Origin of the sequence: Thermomonospora echinospora (assembly GCF_900108175.1) — a bacterium.
GTDB lineage: Bacteria > Actinomycetota > Actinomycetes > Streptosporangiales > Streptosporangiaceae > Thermomonospora > Thermomonospora echinospora.
The window spans coordinates 69,530-86,436 of sequence record NZ_FNVO01000017.1 but is presented as its reverse complement, the minus strand read 5'-3'; the positions used below and the strand labels follow the sequence as shown (position 1 = coordinate 86,436).

The 16,907-nt window shown below is 72.7% G+C and carries 15 protein-coding genes; 5 read left to right on the top strand and 10 right to left on the bottom strand.

The genetic code is table 11. The features are described 5' to 3' along the window. Positions 1-6: 6 nt before the first annotated feature. Complete coding sequence (locus C4U03_RS29465; RefSeq protein ID WP_103942313.1) at positions 7-3,039, bottom strand: FAD-binding and (Fe-S)-binding domain-containing protein; 3,033 nt, start codon at positions 3,037-3,039, stop codon at positions 7-9. Positions 3,040-3,362: 323 nt separating this feature from the next. Between C4U03_RS29465 and C4U03_RS29460 the strand changes: the two genes are divergently transcribed. Together C4U03_RS29460 and C4U03_RS29455 are read left to right on the top strand one after the other, a co-directional pair. Beyond that, the gene (locus C4U03_RS29460; protein ID WP_103942311.1) at positions 3,363-5,189 is read left to right on the top strand and encodes a glycoside hydrolase family 15 protein; all 1,827 of its coding nucleotides are present in this window, start codon (positions 3,363-3,365) and stop codon (positions 5,187-5,189) included. A 3-nt stretch (positions 5,190-5,192) separates the two neighbouring features. Then, positions 5,193-6,227 carry an SDR family oxidoreductase gene (locus tag C4U03_RS29455; protein WP_103942309.1) on the top strand — a complete coding sequence of 345 codons (1,035 nt, stop codon included), beginning with the start codon at positions 5,193-5,195 and terminating at the stop codon, positions 6,225-6,227. Between the two features lie 6 nt (positions 6,228-6,233). On the opposite strand, the gene C4U03_RS29450 is transcribed toward C4U03_RS29455, so the two are convergent. Beyond that, a complete protein-coding gene (locus C4U03_RS29450) occupies positions 6,234-7,037 on the bottom strand; it encodes a glycerophosphodiester phosphodiesterase family protein (RefSeq protein ID WP_103942307.1) in 804 nt (267 codons plus the stop codon). Positions 7,038-7,186: 149 nt separating this feature from the next. Further along, a complete protein-coding gene (locus C4U03_RS29445; protein WP_103942305.1) occupies positions 7,187-7,786 on the bottom strand; it encodes a TetR/AcrR family transcriptional regulator in 600 nt (199 codons plus the stop codon). A gap of 74 nt (positions 7,787-7,860) precedes the next feature. Here C4U03_RS29445 and C4U03_RS29440 point away from each other — a divergent pair, with 74 nt between their 5' ends. Next, positions 7,861-8,682: a class I SAM-dependent methyltransferase gene (locus C4U03_RS29440; protein WP_103942303.1), complete on the top strand. Its 822-nt coding sequence runs from the start codon at positions 7,861-7,863 to the stop codon at positions 8,680-8,682. Positions 8,683-8,805: 123 nt separating this feature from the next. On the opposite strand, the gene C4U03_RS29435 is transcribed toward C4U03_RS29440, so the two are convergent. From C4U03_RS29435 to C4U03_RS29400, 7 genes are all read right to left on the bottom strand, one after another. Beyond that, positions 8,806-9,282: a hemerythrin domain-containing protein gene (locus tag C4U03_RS29435; protein WP_103942302.1), complete on the bottom strand. Its 477-nt coding sequence runs from the start codon at positions 9,280-9,282 to the stop codon at positions 8,806-8,808. A 297-nt stretch (positions 9,283-9,579) separates the two neighbouring features. After that, positions 9,580-10,548: an alpha/beta hydrolase gene (locus C4U03_RS29430; RefSeq protein ID WP_103942301.1), complete on the bottom strand. Its 969-nt coding sequence runs from the start codon at positions 10,546-10,548 to the stop codon at positions 9,580-9,582. Positions 10,549-10,969: 421 nt separating this feature from the next. Then, entirely contained in the window at positions 10,970-11,563 is a 594-nt protein-coding gene (locus C4U03_RS29420) for a TrmH family RNA methyltransferase (RefSeq protein ID WP_103942299.1), read from the bottom strand. After that, positions 11,560-12,225: a class I SAM-dependent methyltransferase gene (locus C4U03_RS29415; RefSeq protein WP_103942297.1), complete on the bottom strand. Its 666-nt coding sequence runs from the start codon at positions 12,223-12,225 to the stop codon at positions 11,560-11,562. The genes C4U03_RS29420 and C4U03_RS29415 overlap by 4 nt, the downstream gene beginning before the upstream one ends. A gap of 74 nt (positions 12,226-12,299) precedes the next feature. Further along, positions 12,300-13,247, bottom strand: a complete 948-nt coding sequence (locus tag C4U03_RS29410; protein WP_103942295.1) for a VWA domain-containing protein — start codon at positions 13,245-13,247, stop codon at positions 12,300-12,302. Next, positions 13,244-14,254 carry a DUF58 domain-containing protein gene (locus C4U03_RS29405; RefSeq protein WP_103942293.1) on the bottom strand — a complete coding sequence of 337 codons (1,011 nt, stop codon included), beginning with the start codon at positions 14,252-14,254 and terminating at the stop codon, positions 13,244-13,246. Before C4U03_RS29405 ends, C4U03_RS29410 begins: the two co-directional genes overlap by 4 nt. An 18-nt stretch (positions 14,255-14,272) precedes the next feature. Further along, positions 14,273-15,283 carry an AAA family ATPase gene (locus C4U03_RS29400; RefSeq protein WP_103942291.1) on the bottom strand — a complete coding sequence of 337 codons (1,011 nt, stop codon included), beginning with the start codon at positions 15,281-15,283 and terminating at the stop codon, positions 14,273-14,275. 177 nt (positions 15,284-15,460) lie between these two features. Here C4U03_RS29400 and C4U03_RS40705 point away from each other — a divergent pair, with 177 nt between their 5' ends. Together C4U03_RS40705 and C4U03_RS29385 are read left to right on the top strand one after the other, a co-directional pair. Then, positions 15,461-16,180, top strand: a complete 720-nt coding sequence (locus C4U03_RS40705; protein ID WP_160147134.1) for a hypothetical protein — start codon at positions 15,461-15,463, stop codon at positions 16,178-16,180. A 66-nt stretch (positions 16,181-16,246) separates the two neighbouring features. Next, a complete protein-coding gene (locus C4U03_RS29385) occupies positions 16,247-16,888 on the top strand; it encodes a LysE family translocator (RefSeq protein ID WP_103942287.1) in 642 nt (213 codons plus the stop codon). Positions 16,889-16,907 lie beyond the last annotated feature (19 nt).

Genomic DNA, 16,907 nt, shown 5'->3' with positions numbered 1-16,907 from the left:
CGCGGTTCATGATCGGCGTGCGCGCACCCCGGCCAGTGCCACGCCCGCGGCGGCGGCCGCCGCCGCGATGACCGCGACGCGGGCGGCGGTGCCGGGAGGCTGGGTGCGCTGCGCTTTGGGCGTGGTCCCGTACAGGCCCGCGGCCAGCACTTCGGCCAGGTGGACGGGCACGCGGCCGGTGTTGGACTGCTCGATCTGGGTACGGCAGCTGAACCCGTCGGCCATGATCACGGTGTCGGGGCCGGCGGTGCGGACCGCCGGCAGCAGGCCGAGTTCGGCGATGTCCTGCGAGATCCGGTAGTGGCCGCGCTCGAAGCCGAAGTTGCCCGCCAGCCCGCAGCAGCCGGCGTCCAGCACGTCCGCGCGCAGCCCCGCCCGCTCCATCAGCCGCCGTTCGGCGTCGAAGCCCATGACGGCGTACTGGTGGCAGTGCCGCTGCACGACGGCGTCGGCGTCCACGCTGGGCGGCCACCAGTCGGGGGCGCGCTCGGTGAGCAGCTCGGCCAGGGTGCGGGTCTGCTCGCCCAGCCGCCGCACGTCCGGGTCCTGCGGCCACATCTCCTGGGCGTCGGCGCGGAACACCGCCGTGCAGCTGGGCTCCAGCCCGACCACCGGGGTGCCCTGCCGCAGGTCCTCGCGCAGGACGTCCAGGGTGCGGCGCAGGGCACGGCGGGCCATGTCGAGCTGGCCGGTGGAGATCCAGGTCAGGCCGCAGCACACCGCCCGGCCGGGGACCTTGACGCGGAACCCGGCGGCCTCCAGCACCTCGACGGCGGCCCGCCCGATCTCGGGATGGAAGTAGTTGGTGAACGTGTCGGGCCACACGACGACCTCGCCGCGCTCCCCGGGGCCGCGCGGCCCCCGCGCCCGCCACCATTCGGTGAACGGCTGTGGGGCGAACAGCGGCAACTGTCGTTCGGGCGCGATGCCGCCGGCCGCTTTTATGGCCCGCTCCAGCAGCGGCATCCGGGCCAGCGTGTTGACCAGGCGGGGCACCCGCCCGGCGAGGGCGGCCCAGACCGGCAGCCACCCCATCGAGTAGTGCGGGCGGGGACGTGGCCGGCCGGCGTAGTGGTGATGGAGGAACTCGGCCTTGTAGGTGGCCATGTCGACGTTGACCGGGCAGTCGGTCTTGCAGCCCTTGCAGGCCAGGCACAGGTCGAGGGCGTCCAGGACCGCAGTGGAACGCCAGCCGTCCTCGACGGGCGAGTCGTTGCGGACCATCTCGAACAGCAGGCGGGCCCGTCCCCGGGTGCAGTGCTCCTCCTCGCGGGTGGCGCGGTAGCTGGGGCACATCACCCCGCCCTCCAGCGACCGGCACTTGCCCACGCCCACGCAGCGGGCGGCGGCCTTGTCGAACCGGCCCTGGTCGTGCGGGTAGGCGAAGGCGGTCTCCGGTCGCCACGGCTGGTACATGGCCCCCAGCCGTAGGTTCTCGTCCAGCCGGTAGGGGTGGACGATCTTGCCCGGGTTCATCTGGTCGGCGGGGTCGAACACGGCCTTCAGTTGCCCGAACGCCTCCATGATCTCGGGGCCGAACATCTTCCCCAGCAGCTCCGCCCGTGATTGGCCGTCGCCGTGCTCGCCCGACAGCGACCCGCCGTAGCCGACGACGATGTCGGCGGCGTGCTCGGCGAACTCGCGCATCGTGCGGATCCCCTCGGCCGAGGACAGGTCGAACGGGATGCGGGTGTGCACGCAGCCCTGCCCGAAGTGCCCGTACAGCGAGGGCTCCCCATACCCGAACCGCTTCATCAGGGCCCGCAGGTCGCGCAGGTAGTCGCCGAGCCGCTGCGGCGGCACCGCCGAGTCCTCCCAGCCCTCCCAGGTGTCGGGGTGGTGCGGCACGTGCGCGGTGGCGCCCAGCCCGGACTCGCGGACGTGCCACAGCAGCGTCTCGTGCGCGGTGTCGTCGTAGATCGCCGAGCCCGTGGCGTCCGGGACCTCCACGGTCAGGGTATGGGCCTTGCCGTGGGACTCCTCGGCGTCCCGGCCGGCGAACTGCGCCATCAGGTAGGCGGTGCCGTCCGGCAGCATCCGCAGGGCGGCGGGGTTGAGGTGCTTGACCCGTTCGAACTCCAGCAGTTTGCGGTCCAGGCCCTCCAGGGCGTGCGGCTCGTGCCGGACGATGGCCGGCACGTGGTCGGCCGCGGTGGCGATGTCGGGAAAGCCCAGCACGACCATCGACATGTGCGCGGGCACCGGCACCAGCTCCAGCTCGGCGCGCAGCACCGTCACCAGCGTCGACTCCGACCCGACCAGCAGCCCCGCCACGTCGAAGCCGTGCTCGGGCAGCAGCGAGTCCAGGTTGTAGCCCGAGACCCGGCGGGGGATGTCGGGGAAACGGGCGCGGATCTCGTCGGCGTAGTGGTCGCGCAGCCATGCCAGCGACCGGTAGATCTCGCCGGTGCGGTCCGAGCGGGCGGTCAGCTCGGCGAGCTCGCCGTCCCCGGTCGGGCCGACCCACAGGTGCAGTCCGTCGTAGGTGAGCACCTCCAGGCGGCGCACGTTGTCGACGACCTTGCCGTACGCCTGGGCGGTGGACCCGCACGAGTTGTTGCCGATCATCCCGCCGAGCGTGCAGTTGCGGTGGGTGGACGGTCTGGGCCCGTACTGCAGCCGGTGGGGGGCCAGCCGCCGGTTCAGGTCGTCCAGCACGATGCCGGGCTCGACCGTGCACAGCCGCCGCCCGGGGTCGACCGACAGCAGCCGGTGGCAGTACTTGCTCCAGTCGATGACCACGGCGGTGTTGCAGCACTGGCCGGCCAGGCTGGTGCCGCCGCCGCGCGACAGCAGCGGGGCGCCGTGCTCGCGGCACACCGCCACGGCCTCGACGGCGGCCTCGACGGTGTGCGGCACCACCACCCCGATCGGCACCTGCCGGTAGTTGGAGGCGTCGGTGGAGTAGGCCGCGCGGCTGCCGGTGTCAAAGCGGACCTCGCCGGACACCCGGGCGCGCAGGTCGCGTTCCAGCGCGCGCGGGTCCAGCCGGGGCCGGGCCCGTGGGACGACGGGCGGCGGAAGCTGGACGATTCCCATGTGGTGTCCCCCGTCTCACTTGATCGATTGCCGATGCGGTGACCGAACGGTCGATGGCGGTCGAGCCGCTGGGGGAGGCGGGCCGCGGGAGCACCTCGGCGACCCCGCGGGGCCCGTCGGCGCCCGGCCCGGGGAACCGGCGGCTCCTCCGGGACCGGATACGCGACCAGGCGTTGTGCGGTGATGTTCCCCCAGGTCATCTGGTGCCCCCTCGGGCGGGGGCCATGCATGTCGGGCGAGCCTCGAAGCGGGCCGGCCCGATGCATAGGGTCGCCCGCGCTGGGCAGGCGAGGGGCCATGGGGGTGAAGACGAGGACCGGGCGATGACCCCGCGGATCGAGGACTACGCGGCCATCGGGGACACCCAGACGATGGCGCTGGTGGGCCGGGACGGCTCGATCGACTGGCTGTGCCTGCCGCGGTTCGACTCCGACGCCTGCTTCGCGGCCCTGCTGGGCGATCACCGCAACGGCCGGTGGCTGCTGGCCCCGGCAGGCGGCCACCGCACGTGCGACCGCCGCTACCGCGACGGCGCGCTGGTGCTGGAGACCGAGTTCACCACCGGCGACGGCATGGTGCGGGTGGTCGACGCGATGCCGGTCCGCGACCGGCGTCCCGACGTGATGCGGCTGGTGGAAGGCGTGCGGGGCCGGGTGCGGATGCGCGGCGAGGTGATCCTGCGACTGGACTACGGGCGCGTCCCCCCGTGGCTGCGGACGGACGGCCGGCGGGCCAGCGCCCTGGCCGGGCCGGACAACCTGTTCGTGGACGCCGACGTGCCGCTCACCGTCGACGACGACGTGATCCGCACGGACTTCGAGGTGCGCGAGGGGCAGCGCGTGGGCTTCCGGCTGGAGTGGACGCCGCCCCGACAGCCCCCCTCCGATCCCGTCGACGTCGCCACGGCGATCTCACGGGCCACCGACTGGTGGCGGCAGTGGAGCGGCCGCTGCGACTACACAGGCCGCTACCGGGCACAGGTGATCCGCTCACTGATCACGTTGAAGGCGCTGACGTACGCGCCCAGCGGCGGGACGGTCGCCGCCGCCACCACCTCCCTGCCCGAGAAGCTGGGCGGGATGCGCAACTGGGACTACCGCTACTGCTGGATCCGCGACGCCACCTTCACCCTGCTGGCGCTGCTGAACGCCGGGTACGAGCAGGAGGCCGCCGCGTGGCGGGAGTGGCTGGTGCGGGCGGTGGCGGGATGGCCCCAGCACATGCAGATGATGTACGGCGTGGAGGGCGAGCGCCGCCTCACCGAGATCGAGCTGGACCTGCCCGGATTCGCCGGCTCCCGCCCCGTCCGCATCGGCAACCGGGCCAGCGGGCAGTTCCAGCTGGACGTGTACGGCGAGCTGATGGACGCCATACACCAGGCCCGCGTGTGCGGCCTGCCGCCCGCCGCAAACGCCTGGGACGTGCAGTGCGCGCTGCTGGACTTCCTGGAGGGGCACTGGCGGGATCCCGACAACGGCATCTGGGAGATGCGCGGCCCCCGCCGCGACTTCACCCACTCCAAGGTCATGGCCTGGACCGCCGCCGACCGGGCCGTGCGGACGGTGGAGGAGTTCGGGATGGACGGGCCGGTCGAGGACTGGAAACGGCTGCGGCAGGACATCTTCGAGGAGGTCTGCGAGCGCGGCTACGACACCGGCCTGGGCGCCTTCACCCAGTACTACGGCTCGGGCACCCTGGACGCGTCACTGCTGCTCATCCCGGCCGTCGGCTTCCTGCCCGCCGATGACCGGCGGGTACGGGGCACGGTGGCGGCCATCGAGCGCGGACTGTGCCGCGACGGGCTCGTCCAGCGGTACGCCAGCGGCGGATCCCAGAGCGTCGACGGGCTGCCGCCGGGCGAGGGCGCCTTCCTGGCCTGCACGTTCTGGCTGGCCGACTGTCACATCCTGCGGGGCGACGACGAGCGGGGCCGGCGGCTGCTGGAGCGGCTGCTGGGCCTGGCCAACGACGTGGGCCTGCTCAGCGAGGAGTACGACCCCCGGGAGCGGCGGCTGCTGGGCAACTTCCCGCAGGCGCTGTCGCACCTGTCACTGGTCAACACGGCCTTCAACCTGGAACACCGCGGCGGCCCGACCCACCAGCGCGCCAGGGCCAGGCCGTACCGGGAGGGACGAGCGGAGGAGGGATGAGCCATGGCGGAGGACTTCACCGGGCAGGTCGTGGTCGTCACCGGCGCCAGTGCCGGCATCGGCCGCGCCACGGCCCTGCGGTTCGCCGAGCGGGGCGCGAAGGTGGCGTTGCTGGCCCGCGGCCGTAAGGGGCTGCAGGCCGCCGCCCGGGAGGCGGAGAAGGCGTGCGGGCCGGGCAACGCCCTGCCGATCAGCTGCGACATGGCCGACTACGCGCAGGTGGAGCGGGCGGCCGATCGGGTGGAGCACGAACTCGGCCCGATCGACGTGTGGGTGAACGCGGCGTTCAGCTCGGTCTTCGCCGAGTTCCTCGACATCGTCCCCGACGAGTTCCGGCGCACCACCGAGGTCACCTATCTGGGGTTCGTGCACGGCACCAGGGCCGCGCTGGAGCGCATGATGCCGCGCGACCGCGGCGTCATCGTGCAGACCGGGTCGGCGCTGGCCAAGCGGGGCATCCCGCTGCAGTCGGCCTACTGCGGGGCCAAGCACGCCATCCAGGGGTTCTACGAGTCGCTGCGCTGCGAGATGCTGCACCAGGGCACCGGGGTCCGGATGACGATGGTGCACATGCCGGCGGTCAACACCCCCCAGTTCGACTGGGTGCTGTCGCGCCTTCCCCGACACCCCCAGCCGGTTCCGCCGATCTACCAGCCGGAGGTCGCCGCGCGGGCGCTGACGTACGCCGCCGCCCACCCCCGGCGCCGCGAGTACTGGGTGGGGGCCAGCACCGTCGGCACCCTGCTGGCCAACCGCGTCGTTCCCGGGCTGCTCGACCGCTACCTGGCCCTGACCGGCTACGCCTCGCAGCAGACCGACCGGCCACGCGACCCCCACGCTCCCGCCAACCTCTGGGAGGCCGCCGACGACGATGATGGCAGGGACTTCGGCGTCCACGGGTCCTTCGACGAGCGGGCCCACGGCCGCAGCCCTCAGCAGTGGCTGTCCCGGCACCGGCGGGCCCTGGGCCTGGCGGGTCTGGCGGGCGGTGCCGCGGCCGGCGCGGCGGCCGGCCTGCTGCATGCAGGGCACCGCTGAGCCCGGTCAGGGCGGGGGAGCGGGGTACCACTGGCCCCGTGCGGTCAGCACGTCCCGGAGGGTGAGGAGGTCGTCGGTCATGACGCCGTCAACCCCCAGGTCCAGCAGGCGTTCCATCTCGGCGCGGTCGTTGACGGTCCAGGCGTGCACCTTGAGGCCGAGTTCGTGGGCTTGGGCGATGAAGGCCTCGGTGACGAAGGGGACGCGGCCCAGGCCGTAGGGGACCTGGGCGCAGGCGACGCCGGTGGAGGCCAGGCGGACCAGCTTGGCGGCGGGGCCGCCGGCCGAGCGGGCGCGCAGCGCCATCACCCCGCGCGGGCCGAGCGCGGTGCACACGTCCTGGTCGGTGAACAGCGGCAGGCGGGCGCGCAGGGCGGCCAGCCGGCGGGTGGAGAAGGAGGTGATGCACACCCGCTGCCAGGCGCGCGTGCGGTGCAGGGCGGCCGCCAGCGGCGCGATGGCGGGGGCCTCCTTGATGTCGATGTTGACGCGGGCGTCGGGCCAGCTGCCGAGGATGTCCTCCAGCAGGGGGATGGGCTCGACGCCGGCGATGCGGGCTTTGGCGACCTGGGCGTAGGGGAGGCGGGCGATGGCGCCGCGCCGGTCGGTGACCCGGTCGAGGGTGCGGTCGTGGAAGGCCACCAGGACGCCGTCGGCGGTGGCGTGCACGTCGGTCTCCAGGTAGCGGTAGCCGAGGTCGATCGCGCGCTGGAAGGCGGGCATGGAGTTCTCCAGGCCGTGCCGGGCACCGCCGCGGTGGGCGAACGGGATCGGCCCCGGGTGATCGAGAAAGGCGTACGTGGGCGGCACCCAAGCGAGTATGGCGACTCTGGCACCGGGACGCGATTCAGGGCCTGCCGATCCCGACCTTACTTTGTCAAGGCGGAGGCCTGGGGCGCCAGCCACGATCAACAACAAAGCCGCTCAGCCCACGAACATAAATCAGCCGGGGGAGCCGTTCACGGCGACGGTTCTCGCGTGACGCCGGCGATGACCGTGGTCACCATCTTGTGGACGGCTTCCGCCTGCGGCGGGGCGCCTTTCCGGTCGGCGAACAGCAGGTGTCCGGCCCCGATCAGCATGGCCGCGAGCGTGTCGACGTCGGCGTCGGCCGCGATGCGGCCCAGTTCCCGTTCCGCGGTGAGGTAGGAGGCGATCATGGTGCAGGCCTCGGTCAGCACCGGAACGCCGGCCGGCCAGGTCCGGCGCAGCCGGGCGCGCAGCTCGTCGCGGAAGGTGACGAGGGCGACGATCGCCACGGCGACCGAGCCGAACAGGGCCCTCAGCGCGTCGGTGAGGTTTCCGGCGACGGTGCCGGTCCCGGCGGCCTCCCGCAGGGCGGCGGCCTGGGCGTCCATGCGGTCGATGCGGTCGAGCACGAACTCGGCGAGGAAAGCGTCGAAGTCGGCGAAGTGCCGGTGCAGGACGCCCTTGGCGCAGCCCGCCTCGTCGGTGACCGCCCGGCTGGTCAGCGCGCTGGGGCCATTCCGGAGCAGGATGCGCTCGGCGGCGTCGAACAGTTGCCGGCGCGCGTCGCGGAGAGCTGTCCCCGTCGGCACCGTGTCCGCCCTCCTTCCCTCGGCAGGACCTTACCCGGTTGACGAGTGGGCGCGTGCCCACTCATAGTGGGCGAATGCCCACTACTCCTCCCGAGCGCATGCCTCTCCCCGAACGCGAACCTCATCAGGCCCGGCAACTGGCGGAGTCGTTCGGCTCGGACCCCGAACGCTACGACCGGACCCGGCCCCGCTATCCCGAGGCCATGGTGGAGGCGATCGCCGCCGCTAGTCCCGGACCCGACGTCGTCGACGTCGGCATCGGCACGGGCATAGCGGCCCGGCAGTTCCAGGCGGCCGGCTGCCGGGTGCTCGGGGTCGAGGTCGACGCGCGGATGGCCGAGTGGGCGCGACGGCGCGGGCACCAGGTCGAGGTGGCGGCGTTCGAGACCTGGGACCCCGCCGGCCGGACCTTCGACGCGATCGTCTCCGGGCAGACCTGGCACTGGGTGGACCCGGTCACGGGCGCGGCGAAGGCGGCCCGGGTACTGCGGCCCGGTGGCCGGCTGGCGGTGTTCTGGAACGCCGCCCAAGCGCCGCCCGAGGTGGCTGCGGCCTCCTTCGAGGTCTACCGCCGGATGATGCCCGACTTGCTCGGCGCTCAAGGGGCGAGCGGCTCGGACGGATACCCGGCGCTGTGCGCCAGAGCCGCCGACGGGATACGGGGGACGGGGGCGTTCGGCGACCCGGAGCAGTGGCTATTTGACTGGGAGCGGCCCTACACCCGGGATGAGTGGCTGGACCAGATCCCCACCTCCGCCCTCTACTCCCAGCTCCTGCCCGCACAGCGGGAGGAGGTGCTGACGGGCATCGGGGCCGCGATCGACGCGTTCGGGGGCGGCTTCACGATGCGCTACACCACCGTCGTAGTCACCGCGACACGGACCGGTGCCACCTGACCCGTGCTGGCGGTTGCCGGCGCGCTCGCGCTCTGGCTTCCGCCGCGCCGCGACGAGGACGGCCGGCAGCCCGTCGGCCCCGGTGAGGTGCCCCGGTGGGGTTGCGGGCCGTGGGCTGAGGGCTCACAGGGGGCCGAGGACGGTGCGGGGGTCCGCGTGAAGTTCCAGCGTCGACAAGATGTCGAGGAGTTGACGCTCCTCGTAGCGGAAGTGGGATTCCATGATCGCCGCAAGTCCGTCCAGATGGGAGGCCAGGGTGTCCGGCGGGGCGTTCGAGGTGAGCGCCTGCTGGAATTGCGCGAGCAGCGAGGCGATCATCTGGTGGTCCTGCTCCAGCTTGGCGATCGTGGGACGCAGCGCGGGGTGGCGCGCGGCCAGTTCGGGGAACAGCGCGGCGTCCTCGCTGACATGGTGGCCGCTGAGGGCAGCGCAGAACCCGTGGCAGTACAGCAACAGGTCGGCGCCCGCCGAGGTGGCATCCTCGGCATGCCCGGCATCGAGCGCTTGTCTTGCGAGTCGCAACGCCTGCCGCAGCCGCTGGTGCGCGGCCGCCAGTTCACGGTTCCAGGCGATGAGCCTGCTCTGGTCGCCCTCACTCACGAGTGAGGAACAGGGAAAGGGTCATCATGACCACCTTCCAGGTCCGGCGCCTCCATGCCTGACGCGGTCCGCCACCGGCACGCGACGCTGCCCACAGCATAGCGATCACGAGCCAGGAACGACCACCGGGCGCTCAGGCTCCAGGCGCGCCGTGGCTTTCCGGTGGTTGCCGGTACAGCCCGGTGGTTGAAGGGGAGGCGGTGTGGAGCGTGCAGTGTCTCCGGTCGTCCGGTAGTGGAGATGGCAGCCCGACGGTGGGGGGAGCGGTGGGCCGCCGGGCGTCGTCGTGCCGTGGGGTCAGATCGTGCCGAGCGCGGTGCGCAGGGTGGTGATGGCCTGGGTGATGGCGGCTTGGGCGGCGTGGGTGCCGCGCAGGGTGTTGAGCATGACGAAGTCGTGGATGATGCCCTGGTATCGGATGGCGGTGACCGGGACGCCGGCGGTGCGGAGCTTGTTGGCGTAGGCCTCGCCTTCGTCGCGCAGGACGTCGGCCTCGGCGGTGATGACGAGAGCCGGGGGCAGCCCGGTGAGCTGCTCGGTGGTGGCGCGCAGCGGGGAGGCGGTGATGTGGGCGCGCTCGGTCTCGTCGGTGGTGTACTGGTCCCAGAACCACTGCATGCCGTCGCGGCGCAGGAAGTAGCCTTCGGCGAACTGGTGGTAGGAGTCGGTGTCGAAGCTGGCGTCGGTGACCGGGTAGAACAGCACCTGCTGCACCAGCGGCACGTCGCCGCGTTCCTTGGCCATCAGAGTCAGGGCTGCGCTCATGTTGCCGCCGACGGAGTCGCCCGCGACGGCGATGCGGGTGGCGTCCAGGTTGTTGTTCGCGCCTTCGCCGACGACCCAGCGGGCGACCGCGTAGTTCTGCTCGATCGCGATCGGGTAGCGGGCTTCGGGCGACAGGTCGTACTCGGGGAAGACGACGGCGGCGTTCACGCCGACGGCGAGCTCGCGGACCAGGCGGTCGTGGGTGTGGGCGTTGCCGAACACCCAGCCGGCGCCGTGGATGTAGATGATGACGGGGAGGGTGCCGGTGGCGCCGGCCGGGCGGACGATGCGGGCCCGCACGTTGCCGGTGGGACCGCCTTGGATCGTGACCCATTCCTCGTCGATCTGCGGCTTGGCGATCTCGCCCGATTGCACCTCCTCGACGGCCTTGCGGCCCTCCACCGGGCCCAGGTCGAACAGGTAAGGCGGGTTCGCGGTCGCCTCGACGAACTCCTGCGCGGCGGTCTCCAGAACCGGGGCTGCCGGCGTGTAATCGGACATGACGGACTCCTCGAAGGGATGTGTTGCGATCGATCGCACCGGCGGTGGGCATGGCCGCCGGCGTCCTGGCCTCTACCCTCCTCGTCCGTTTCGCACCCGCCCCCGGTCACCGTGTACCTCGTACTGGCGGTCCTGTCCGCAGCCCAGGCGATTGCGGTCACGCTCCCTGCGGAGACAGCTCACCCGCACGCCGGCGCCCTGAGCTCCCTGCGCGCACCGCCGCCACCGGCGGAACCCTCGCCGTCGTCCCCGCCGCTGACTGGCCTGCACGGAGCCGGCCTGCTCGCCGTCTACGGCGGCGCGGCCCTGGCCGGGATCGCCTTCGGTGCTGTCTCCCAAGGGGCGCTGCGCATCGTTGCGATGCTGGTCGACCCCCTGTCCTGTGGGATGCCGGGGGCGTCGGTTCGCCGGGGGAGGGGTGTCAGTTGTTCGGGTGGTGGTCGTGTGGGCCGGGTTGCGGGGCCCATTCGCGGCGGCGGATCTCGGCGAGGGCGATGGCGGTGGCGACGGCGACGTTGAGGGAACCGACACGGCCGATCTGGGGGATGTAGGCGACGGCGTCGGCGGCGGCCAGCAGGGCGGGGGAGCAGCCGTGGTCCTCGCCGCCGACGGCCAGGCAGATGTCGCCGTCGAGGGGGGCCTGGTGCAGGGGGGCGGCGTCGTGGGTGAGTTCGAGGGCCACGACGCGGAAGCCCTCGGCGTGGGCGGCGGCGACGGCGTCGGCGGGGGTGCCGGCCTGGGACCAGGGGACCAGGCGTTCGGTGCCGAGGGCGGTCTTGCCGACGTTGCGGTGGGTGGGGAGGGTGGCGTTGCCGGCCAGCCACAGGTGCTCGACGCCGAAGGCGGCGGCCGAGCGAAGGATGGAGCCGGTGTTGAACGGTTGGGTGACCGATTCGACCAGGAGGGCCAGGCGGCCTTCGGTGCGGCGGCGCCAGTCGCGGTTGAGGCGCTTGACGTCGGTGGGCCGCATCTGGCGGCGCCGTTCGGGCTGGTGGGGCGCGTGGCGCGCGGTCATGGGGTCTCCTCGCGGTGGGGACGTCCCGGCAGGCCGCCGTCGTCGGGGCCGGCGGGGTCCCGGGGCGGGCGGGCGGTGACGGCCAGGACGCGGTAGGCCGAGCGGGAGGCGATGCGTTCGGTGGGCCAGTCGTGCTGGTCGAGCCAGCGGTGCAGGCTGTCGGAGCCGAGGTGCTTTTGGACGACGAGGTGGGCGGTGGCGCCGGGGGACAGGCGGTCCAGCCAGGTGGTCAGCAGGTCGTGGAGGGCGGCCTTGCCGATGCGGATCGGCGGGTTGGACCACAGGGCGGCGAAGCGGACGTCGGGGTCGATCTCCCCCGGCCGGATGAACCTTACATTGTCAAGGCCTGCGGCTTGTGCATTAACCTGCCCCAGTTCCAAAGCTCGGATGTTCACATCAACGCCATAAACCCTCGCCCGGGGGGCCCGGGTCGCCATGGTGAGGGCGATGGGGCCGTAGCCGCAGCCGAGGTCGAGCAGGTCGCCGTCGGGCGGGGGAGGGGGGACGGTCTCCAGGAGGATGCGGGTGCCGGGGTCGATGCGGTCCGGGGAGAACATGCCCCGGTCCGTGGCCAGCCGCAAGTGCAGGTCCGGCAGGACGAGATCGACGGTGCCGCGTCGGCTGGCGGTTTCGGGCCGCTCGGCGAAGTAGTGCTCCCCCACGTCCGGTGACCGTATCAGCGCCGGGGCGGTCCTCGCGCCACCGGCCGATCATGGAATCGGCCGGTGGCGGCGTCTCAGGGCAGGCGGGAGAACCAGGCGAGGGAGGCGCCGGCGGCGGCGAGGGCGAACAGCAGGGCGATGCCGGTGAAGCGGGCGGCGATGTCGCGGTGTTCGATGCGCCAGCCCAGGGAGGTGCCGATGTTGGCGTACACCTGGGACAGCTGGTCGTTGTCGGCGGCCTCATAAGCCTTGCCGTCAGTGCCCTGGGCCAGGCCGGAGAGGGTGAGCTTGTTGACCTCGACGGGGGTGGTCTCGCCGTCGATCTCGACGGTGCCGTAGGGGGTGCCGAAGGCGATGGTGGAGACGGGTACACGTACGGCGCGGGCGGCGTCGATGGCCTCGGGGACCGATCGTCCGGTGGTGTTGTCCCCGTCGGACAACAGCACGATGTGGGCGGGCGGGGGGTCCTGGCCGGCCTGGGCGTCAAAGGAGCGGATGGACTGCAGACAGGTGAGCACCGCTTCGCCGATGGCGGTGCGTTTGGCCAGCACGAGGGTGTCGATGCTGGCGATGGCGGCCGCGCGGTCCCCGGTGGGGGCGGCCACGACGTTGGCGCCGCCGGCGAAGGCGACGACGCCGACGTTGAAGCGGGCGGGCAGGTCGCCGATGAACTTCTTGGCGGCGGCCTTGGCGGCCTCGAAGCGGTTGGGGGCGACGTCCTTGGCCATCATGGACAGCGACACGTCGATGGCGACCATGACGGTGGCGCGGTCGCGGGGGACCTTGACGCCGGTGGCGGGCCGGGCGAAGCCGATGCACATCAGGGTGAGCATGATCAGGAACAGGCCGGCGGCGATGTGGCGGCGCCAGCCGGGGTTGCGGGGGGCGACCTGCTGCAGCAGGGCCAGGTTGGTGAAGCGGACGACGTAGCGGCGGCGGCGCAGTTGCAGCAGCACGTAGACGGCGGCCAGCAGCGGGATGATCGCCAGGAGCCACAGGCGGCCGGGGGACAGGAAGGTCATGGGCGTGCCCCCGTGGCGGTGGTGCGTCCGGCGGGGGCGCCGCGTCCGGCGACGCGGCGCTGGCGGAGCGCGAAGCGGGCGATGTCGGCGATCCAGTCGCGGTCGGTGCGCAGTTGCAGGTGGTGGACGCCGCAGCGGCGCAGCGCGGCGTGGTTGGCGGCGCGGTGGGCGGCGGCGGCTTCGGCGTAGGCGGCGGCGACCTTGCGGTTGAGGGCGATCTCGTGGACGGCGCCGGTTTCGGGGTCGGCCATGTGGACCAGGCCGACGTGGGGCAGGTCGAGTTCGCGGGGGTCGATGATCTCGATGGCCAGGACCTGGTGGCGGGTGGCCAGGCGGCGCAGGGGGCGTTCCCAGGGGGGTGGGGCGGTGGGTGTGGGGGGCAGGTCGAGGAAGTCGGCGATGACGACGCGCAGGCCGCGGCGGGTCTGGCCGCGGGCTAGGGAGGCGATGCCGTCGGCGAGGTCGGGTCGTGGGGTGTTGGTGTGGGGGGTGGGTTGCAGGGGGGCGTCCAGGATGTCCTGCAGGAGGGCGTACATGGCGGCTTTGCCGGTGCGGGCGGGCCAGCGGCGTAGGCCGTCGGGGTGCATGAGGTAGGCGCCGGTGCGGTCGCCGAGGCGGACGGTCAGGAAGCCGACGGCGGCCAGGGCGGCGACGGCCAGATCGCGTTTGGGTAGGGCGGCGGTGCCGTAGTCCATGCTGGGGGTCAGGTCGACCAGGGCCCAGGTTTCCAGTTCGTGGTCGGCGATGAGGTCGCGGACGTGGGGGGAGGTGGTGCGGGCGGTGACGGCCCAGTCCATGTGGCGGACGTCGTCTTCGCCGGGCTGGTAGAGGCGGGCTTCGGCGAGTTCGGTGCCGGGTCCGGGCAGTAGGCCGAGGTGTTCGCCGTGCAGGAGGCCGTCCAGGCGGCGGGTGACGGCCAGTTCCAGGCGGCGCAGGGTGCGTTCGGGGGCCAGACGGGAGAGTTTCGCGCTGCGGCGTGGCCCGGGCGGGGTGTGCGGGGTGTGCATGGCGGGTCCGGGTCCGGGTCAGGCGCGGGCGGCCTGGTCGTGGTTCCACACGACGCGTGGTGGTGGGACGGCGGCCAGGATCTGGTCGATGACCTCGCCGGTGTCGATGCCGTCGGCGAGGGCGTCGAAGGTGAGCACGATGCGGTGGGCCATGATGTCGGGGGCGACGGCGCGGACGTCGTCGGGCAGGACGAAGTCGCGGCCGTGCAGCAGGGCCAGGGCGCGGGCGGCGGCGACCAGGCCGAGGGTGGCGCGGGGGCTGGCGCCGATGTCGATGACGGGGCGCAGGTCGGGCAGGCGGTAGTGGGCGGGTTCGCGGGTGGCCATGACGAGGCGGACGATGTAGTCGGCGACCAGTTCGTGGACCGAGACCTGGGCGGCGGCGTGTTGCAGGGCGGTCAGTTGGGCGGGGTCGAGGATCTGGGTGGCGGCGGGGGGGTCGACGCTCATGCGTTGCAGGATCTGCAGTTCGTCGTGGGCGCCGGGGTAGCGGACGTTGACCTTCATCAGGAAGCGGTCGCGCTGGGCTTCGGGCAGGGGGTAGACGCCTTCGGACTCGATGGGGTTCTGGGTGGCGATGACCAGGAAGGGTTTGGGCAGGGGGAAGGTTTTGCCGGCTAGGGAGACTTGGCGTTCGGCCATGACCTCCAGCAGGGCGGACTGGACTTTGGCGGGGGCGCGGTTGATCTCGTCGGCGAGGACGAAGTTGACGAAGACGGGGCCGAGTTCGACGTCGAACTGTTCGGTGGAGGGGTGGTAGATGCGGGTGCCGACGATGTCGGAGGGGACGAGGTCGGGGGTGAACTGCAGGCGGGCGAAGGTGCCGCCGACGACTTGGGCGAGGGTGCCGACGGCGAGGGTCTTGGCGACTCCGGGGACGCCTTCCAGCAGGCAGTGGCCTTTGGCAAGCAGGGCGACGATCATGCGTTCGACCATGTGCTCCTGGCCGACGATGACTTTCTTGATCTCGGCGACGGTGCGCTGGAGCAGCGCGGCGGCCTGGTCGATGTCGTGGGCTGCCACGGTCATGGGGCTGGACCTCGATGTCGTCGTGCGGGCGGTCGCGTAGTCGACCCTATGTGATCTCTTGTACCCGCCTGGACGCGGTTTGGGCCGTGTCGGCGTGTCCGGCGGGGCGGGGGGCCGGGTGGGGGTTGTTAGTGTGGCGGCATGTCGAGGCCGTTGCCGTCCGGGGATCCCACGCGGTTGGGGCCGTTCCGGTTGTCGGCGCGGCTGGCGGAGACGCCGGCGGGGATTGTGTTTCTGGGGGAGGACGAGCGGGGCCGGCAGGCGACGGTGGCGGTGCTGCGGCGGGGTGCGGCCGATGATCCGGCGGCGCGGGACCGGTTCCGGGCGGCGATCTTGGAGGCGGCCGCGGGGGCGGGGCGGCCGGTGGGTGATGGTGCGGCGCCGGTGGTGGCGGCGCAGCCGGAGGGGCCGGCGCCGTGGGTGGCGGTGTTGTACGAGCCGGGTGCGGCCGGTGGGGTGCGGCGTGCGGGGGCCGAGCGGTTTCTTGAGCCGGTGGCGTTGACCGGTGGGGTGCGGCCGGTGGTTCGGCGGCGTGGGCCGGGTTTCGCGCCGTACTGGTCGGGTGGGGGAGGGCCGGCGGTGCCGGTGGCGGCGGGGCCGGTGGGGGAGCCGGTGGTGCGGCCGGGGCCGGAGCGGCGGTTGGCGGCGGCGGTGCTGGCGTTGGCGGTGATGCTGGCGGTGCTGGCGTTGCTGATGTTGGTGTTGTTCGCCTGTCAGCCGCAGGTGAGCGCGCCGCCGCCGGATCCGCCGTCTGATTCGCCGTCGTCGTCGCGGCCGGTGAGTCCGTCGCCGTCGACGTCGCCGAGTTCTTCGTTGTCGCCGTCTCCGTCGCCGACGTCGGGTTCGCCGTCGCCGGGGCGGCCCGGTGGTCCGGGTGATGAGGGCGGGGACCTGTAGAGCGCCACAATGCTCCGTCGGTGGTAAGTGATTGCGGGTGTGGGGCGGGGTGGCCACGATGGGGCGATGGTGGAGACTCTGGTGGCCTTTTGCGGCGCGGCGTTGTTGATCTCGATGGCGCCGGGGCCGAGCACTGTGGTGATCATGCGGCAGTCGATGTTGTCGGGGCGGCGTGCGGGTGCGGCGGCGATGCTGGGCAATGAGGCGGGGGTGCTGGCGTGGGGGGTGGCGGCGGCGTTGGGGTTGTCGGCGCTGCTGGTGGCCTCTCAGGTGGCTTATGAGGTGTTGCGGCTGGCGGGCGCCGGGGTGCTGGTGTGGTTCGGGGCTCGGGCGTTGTGGCAGGCGCGGCGGCGTGGCGGTGATGGCGGTGGCGCGGTGGTGGAGGACGCCGGGGATGCGGGGCGCGGGTCGTTGGGGCGGAGTTTCCGGTTGGGGCTGGTGACGGCGGCGGCCAATCCCAAGGCGGGGGTGTTCGCGGTGTCGTTCCTGCCGCAGTTCGTGCCGGAGGGGGCTCCGGTGCTGGGGATGTTGTTGGTGTTGTCGCTGCTGTGGGTGGCGATCGACGTGTTGTGGTATTTGTGCGTGGTGTGGCTGGTGGGGTCGGCGCGCAGGCTGATGGGACGGCCGGCGGTGCGGCGGCGGCTGGAGCAGGTGTCGGGTGTGGTGCTGGTGGGGTTGGGGGTTCGGCTGGCGGCCGAGTCCCGCTGACCGTCGCCTTCGGGCGTCG

Coding starts and splice junctions, on each gene's coding strand:
- C4U03_RS29440 (WP_103942303.1), top strand. CDS start 7,861: ATGCCCACTACTCCTCCCGAGCGCATGCCTCTCCCCGAACGCGAACCT.
- C4U03_RS29420 (WP_103942299.1), bottom strand. CDS start 11,563: ATGACCGCGCGCCACGCGCCCCACCAGCCCGAACGGCGCCGCCAGATG.
- C4U03_RS29465 (WP_103942313.1), bottom strand. CDS start 3,039: ATGGGAATCGTCCAGCTTCCGCCGCCCGTCGTCCCACGGGCCCGGCCC.
- C4U03_RS29405 (WP_103942293.1), bottom strand. CDS start 14,254: ATGCACACCCCGCACACCCCGCCCGGGCCACGCCGCAGCGCGAAACTC.
- C4U03_RS29410 (WP_103942295.1), bottom strand. CDS start 13,247: ATGACCTTCCTGTCCCCCGGCCGCCTGTGGCTCCTGGCGATCATCCCG.
- C4U03_RS29430 (WP_103942301.1), bottom strand. CDS start 10,548: ATGTCCGATTACACGCCGGCAGCCCCGGTTCTGGAGACCGCCGCGCAG.
- C4U03_RS29455 (WP_103942309.1), top strand. CDS start 5,193: ATGGCGGAGGACTTCACCGGGCAGGTCGTGGTCGTCACCGGCGCCAGT.
- C4U03_RS29460 (WP_103942311.1), top strand. CDS start 3,363: ATGACCCCGCGGATCGAGGACTACGCGGCCATCGGGGACACCCAGACG.
- C4U03_RS29400 (WP_103942291.1), bottom strand. CDS start 15,283: ATGACCGTGGCAGCCCACGACATCGACCAGGCCGCCGCGCTGCTCCAG.
- C4U03_RS29385 (WP_103942287.1), top strand. CDS start 16,247: ATGGTGGAGACTCTGGTGGCCTTTTGCGGCGCGGCGTTGTTGATCTCG.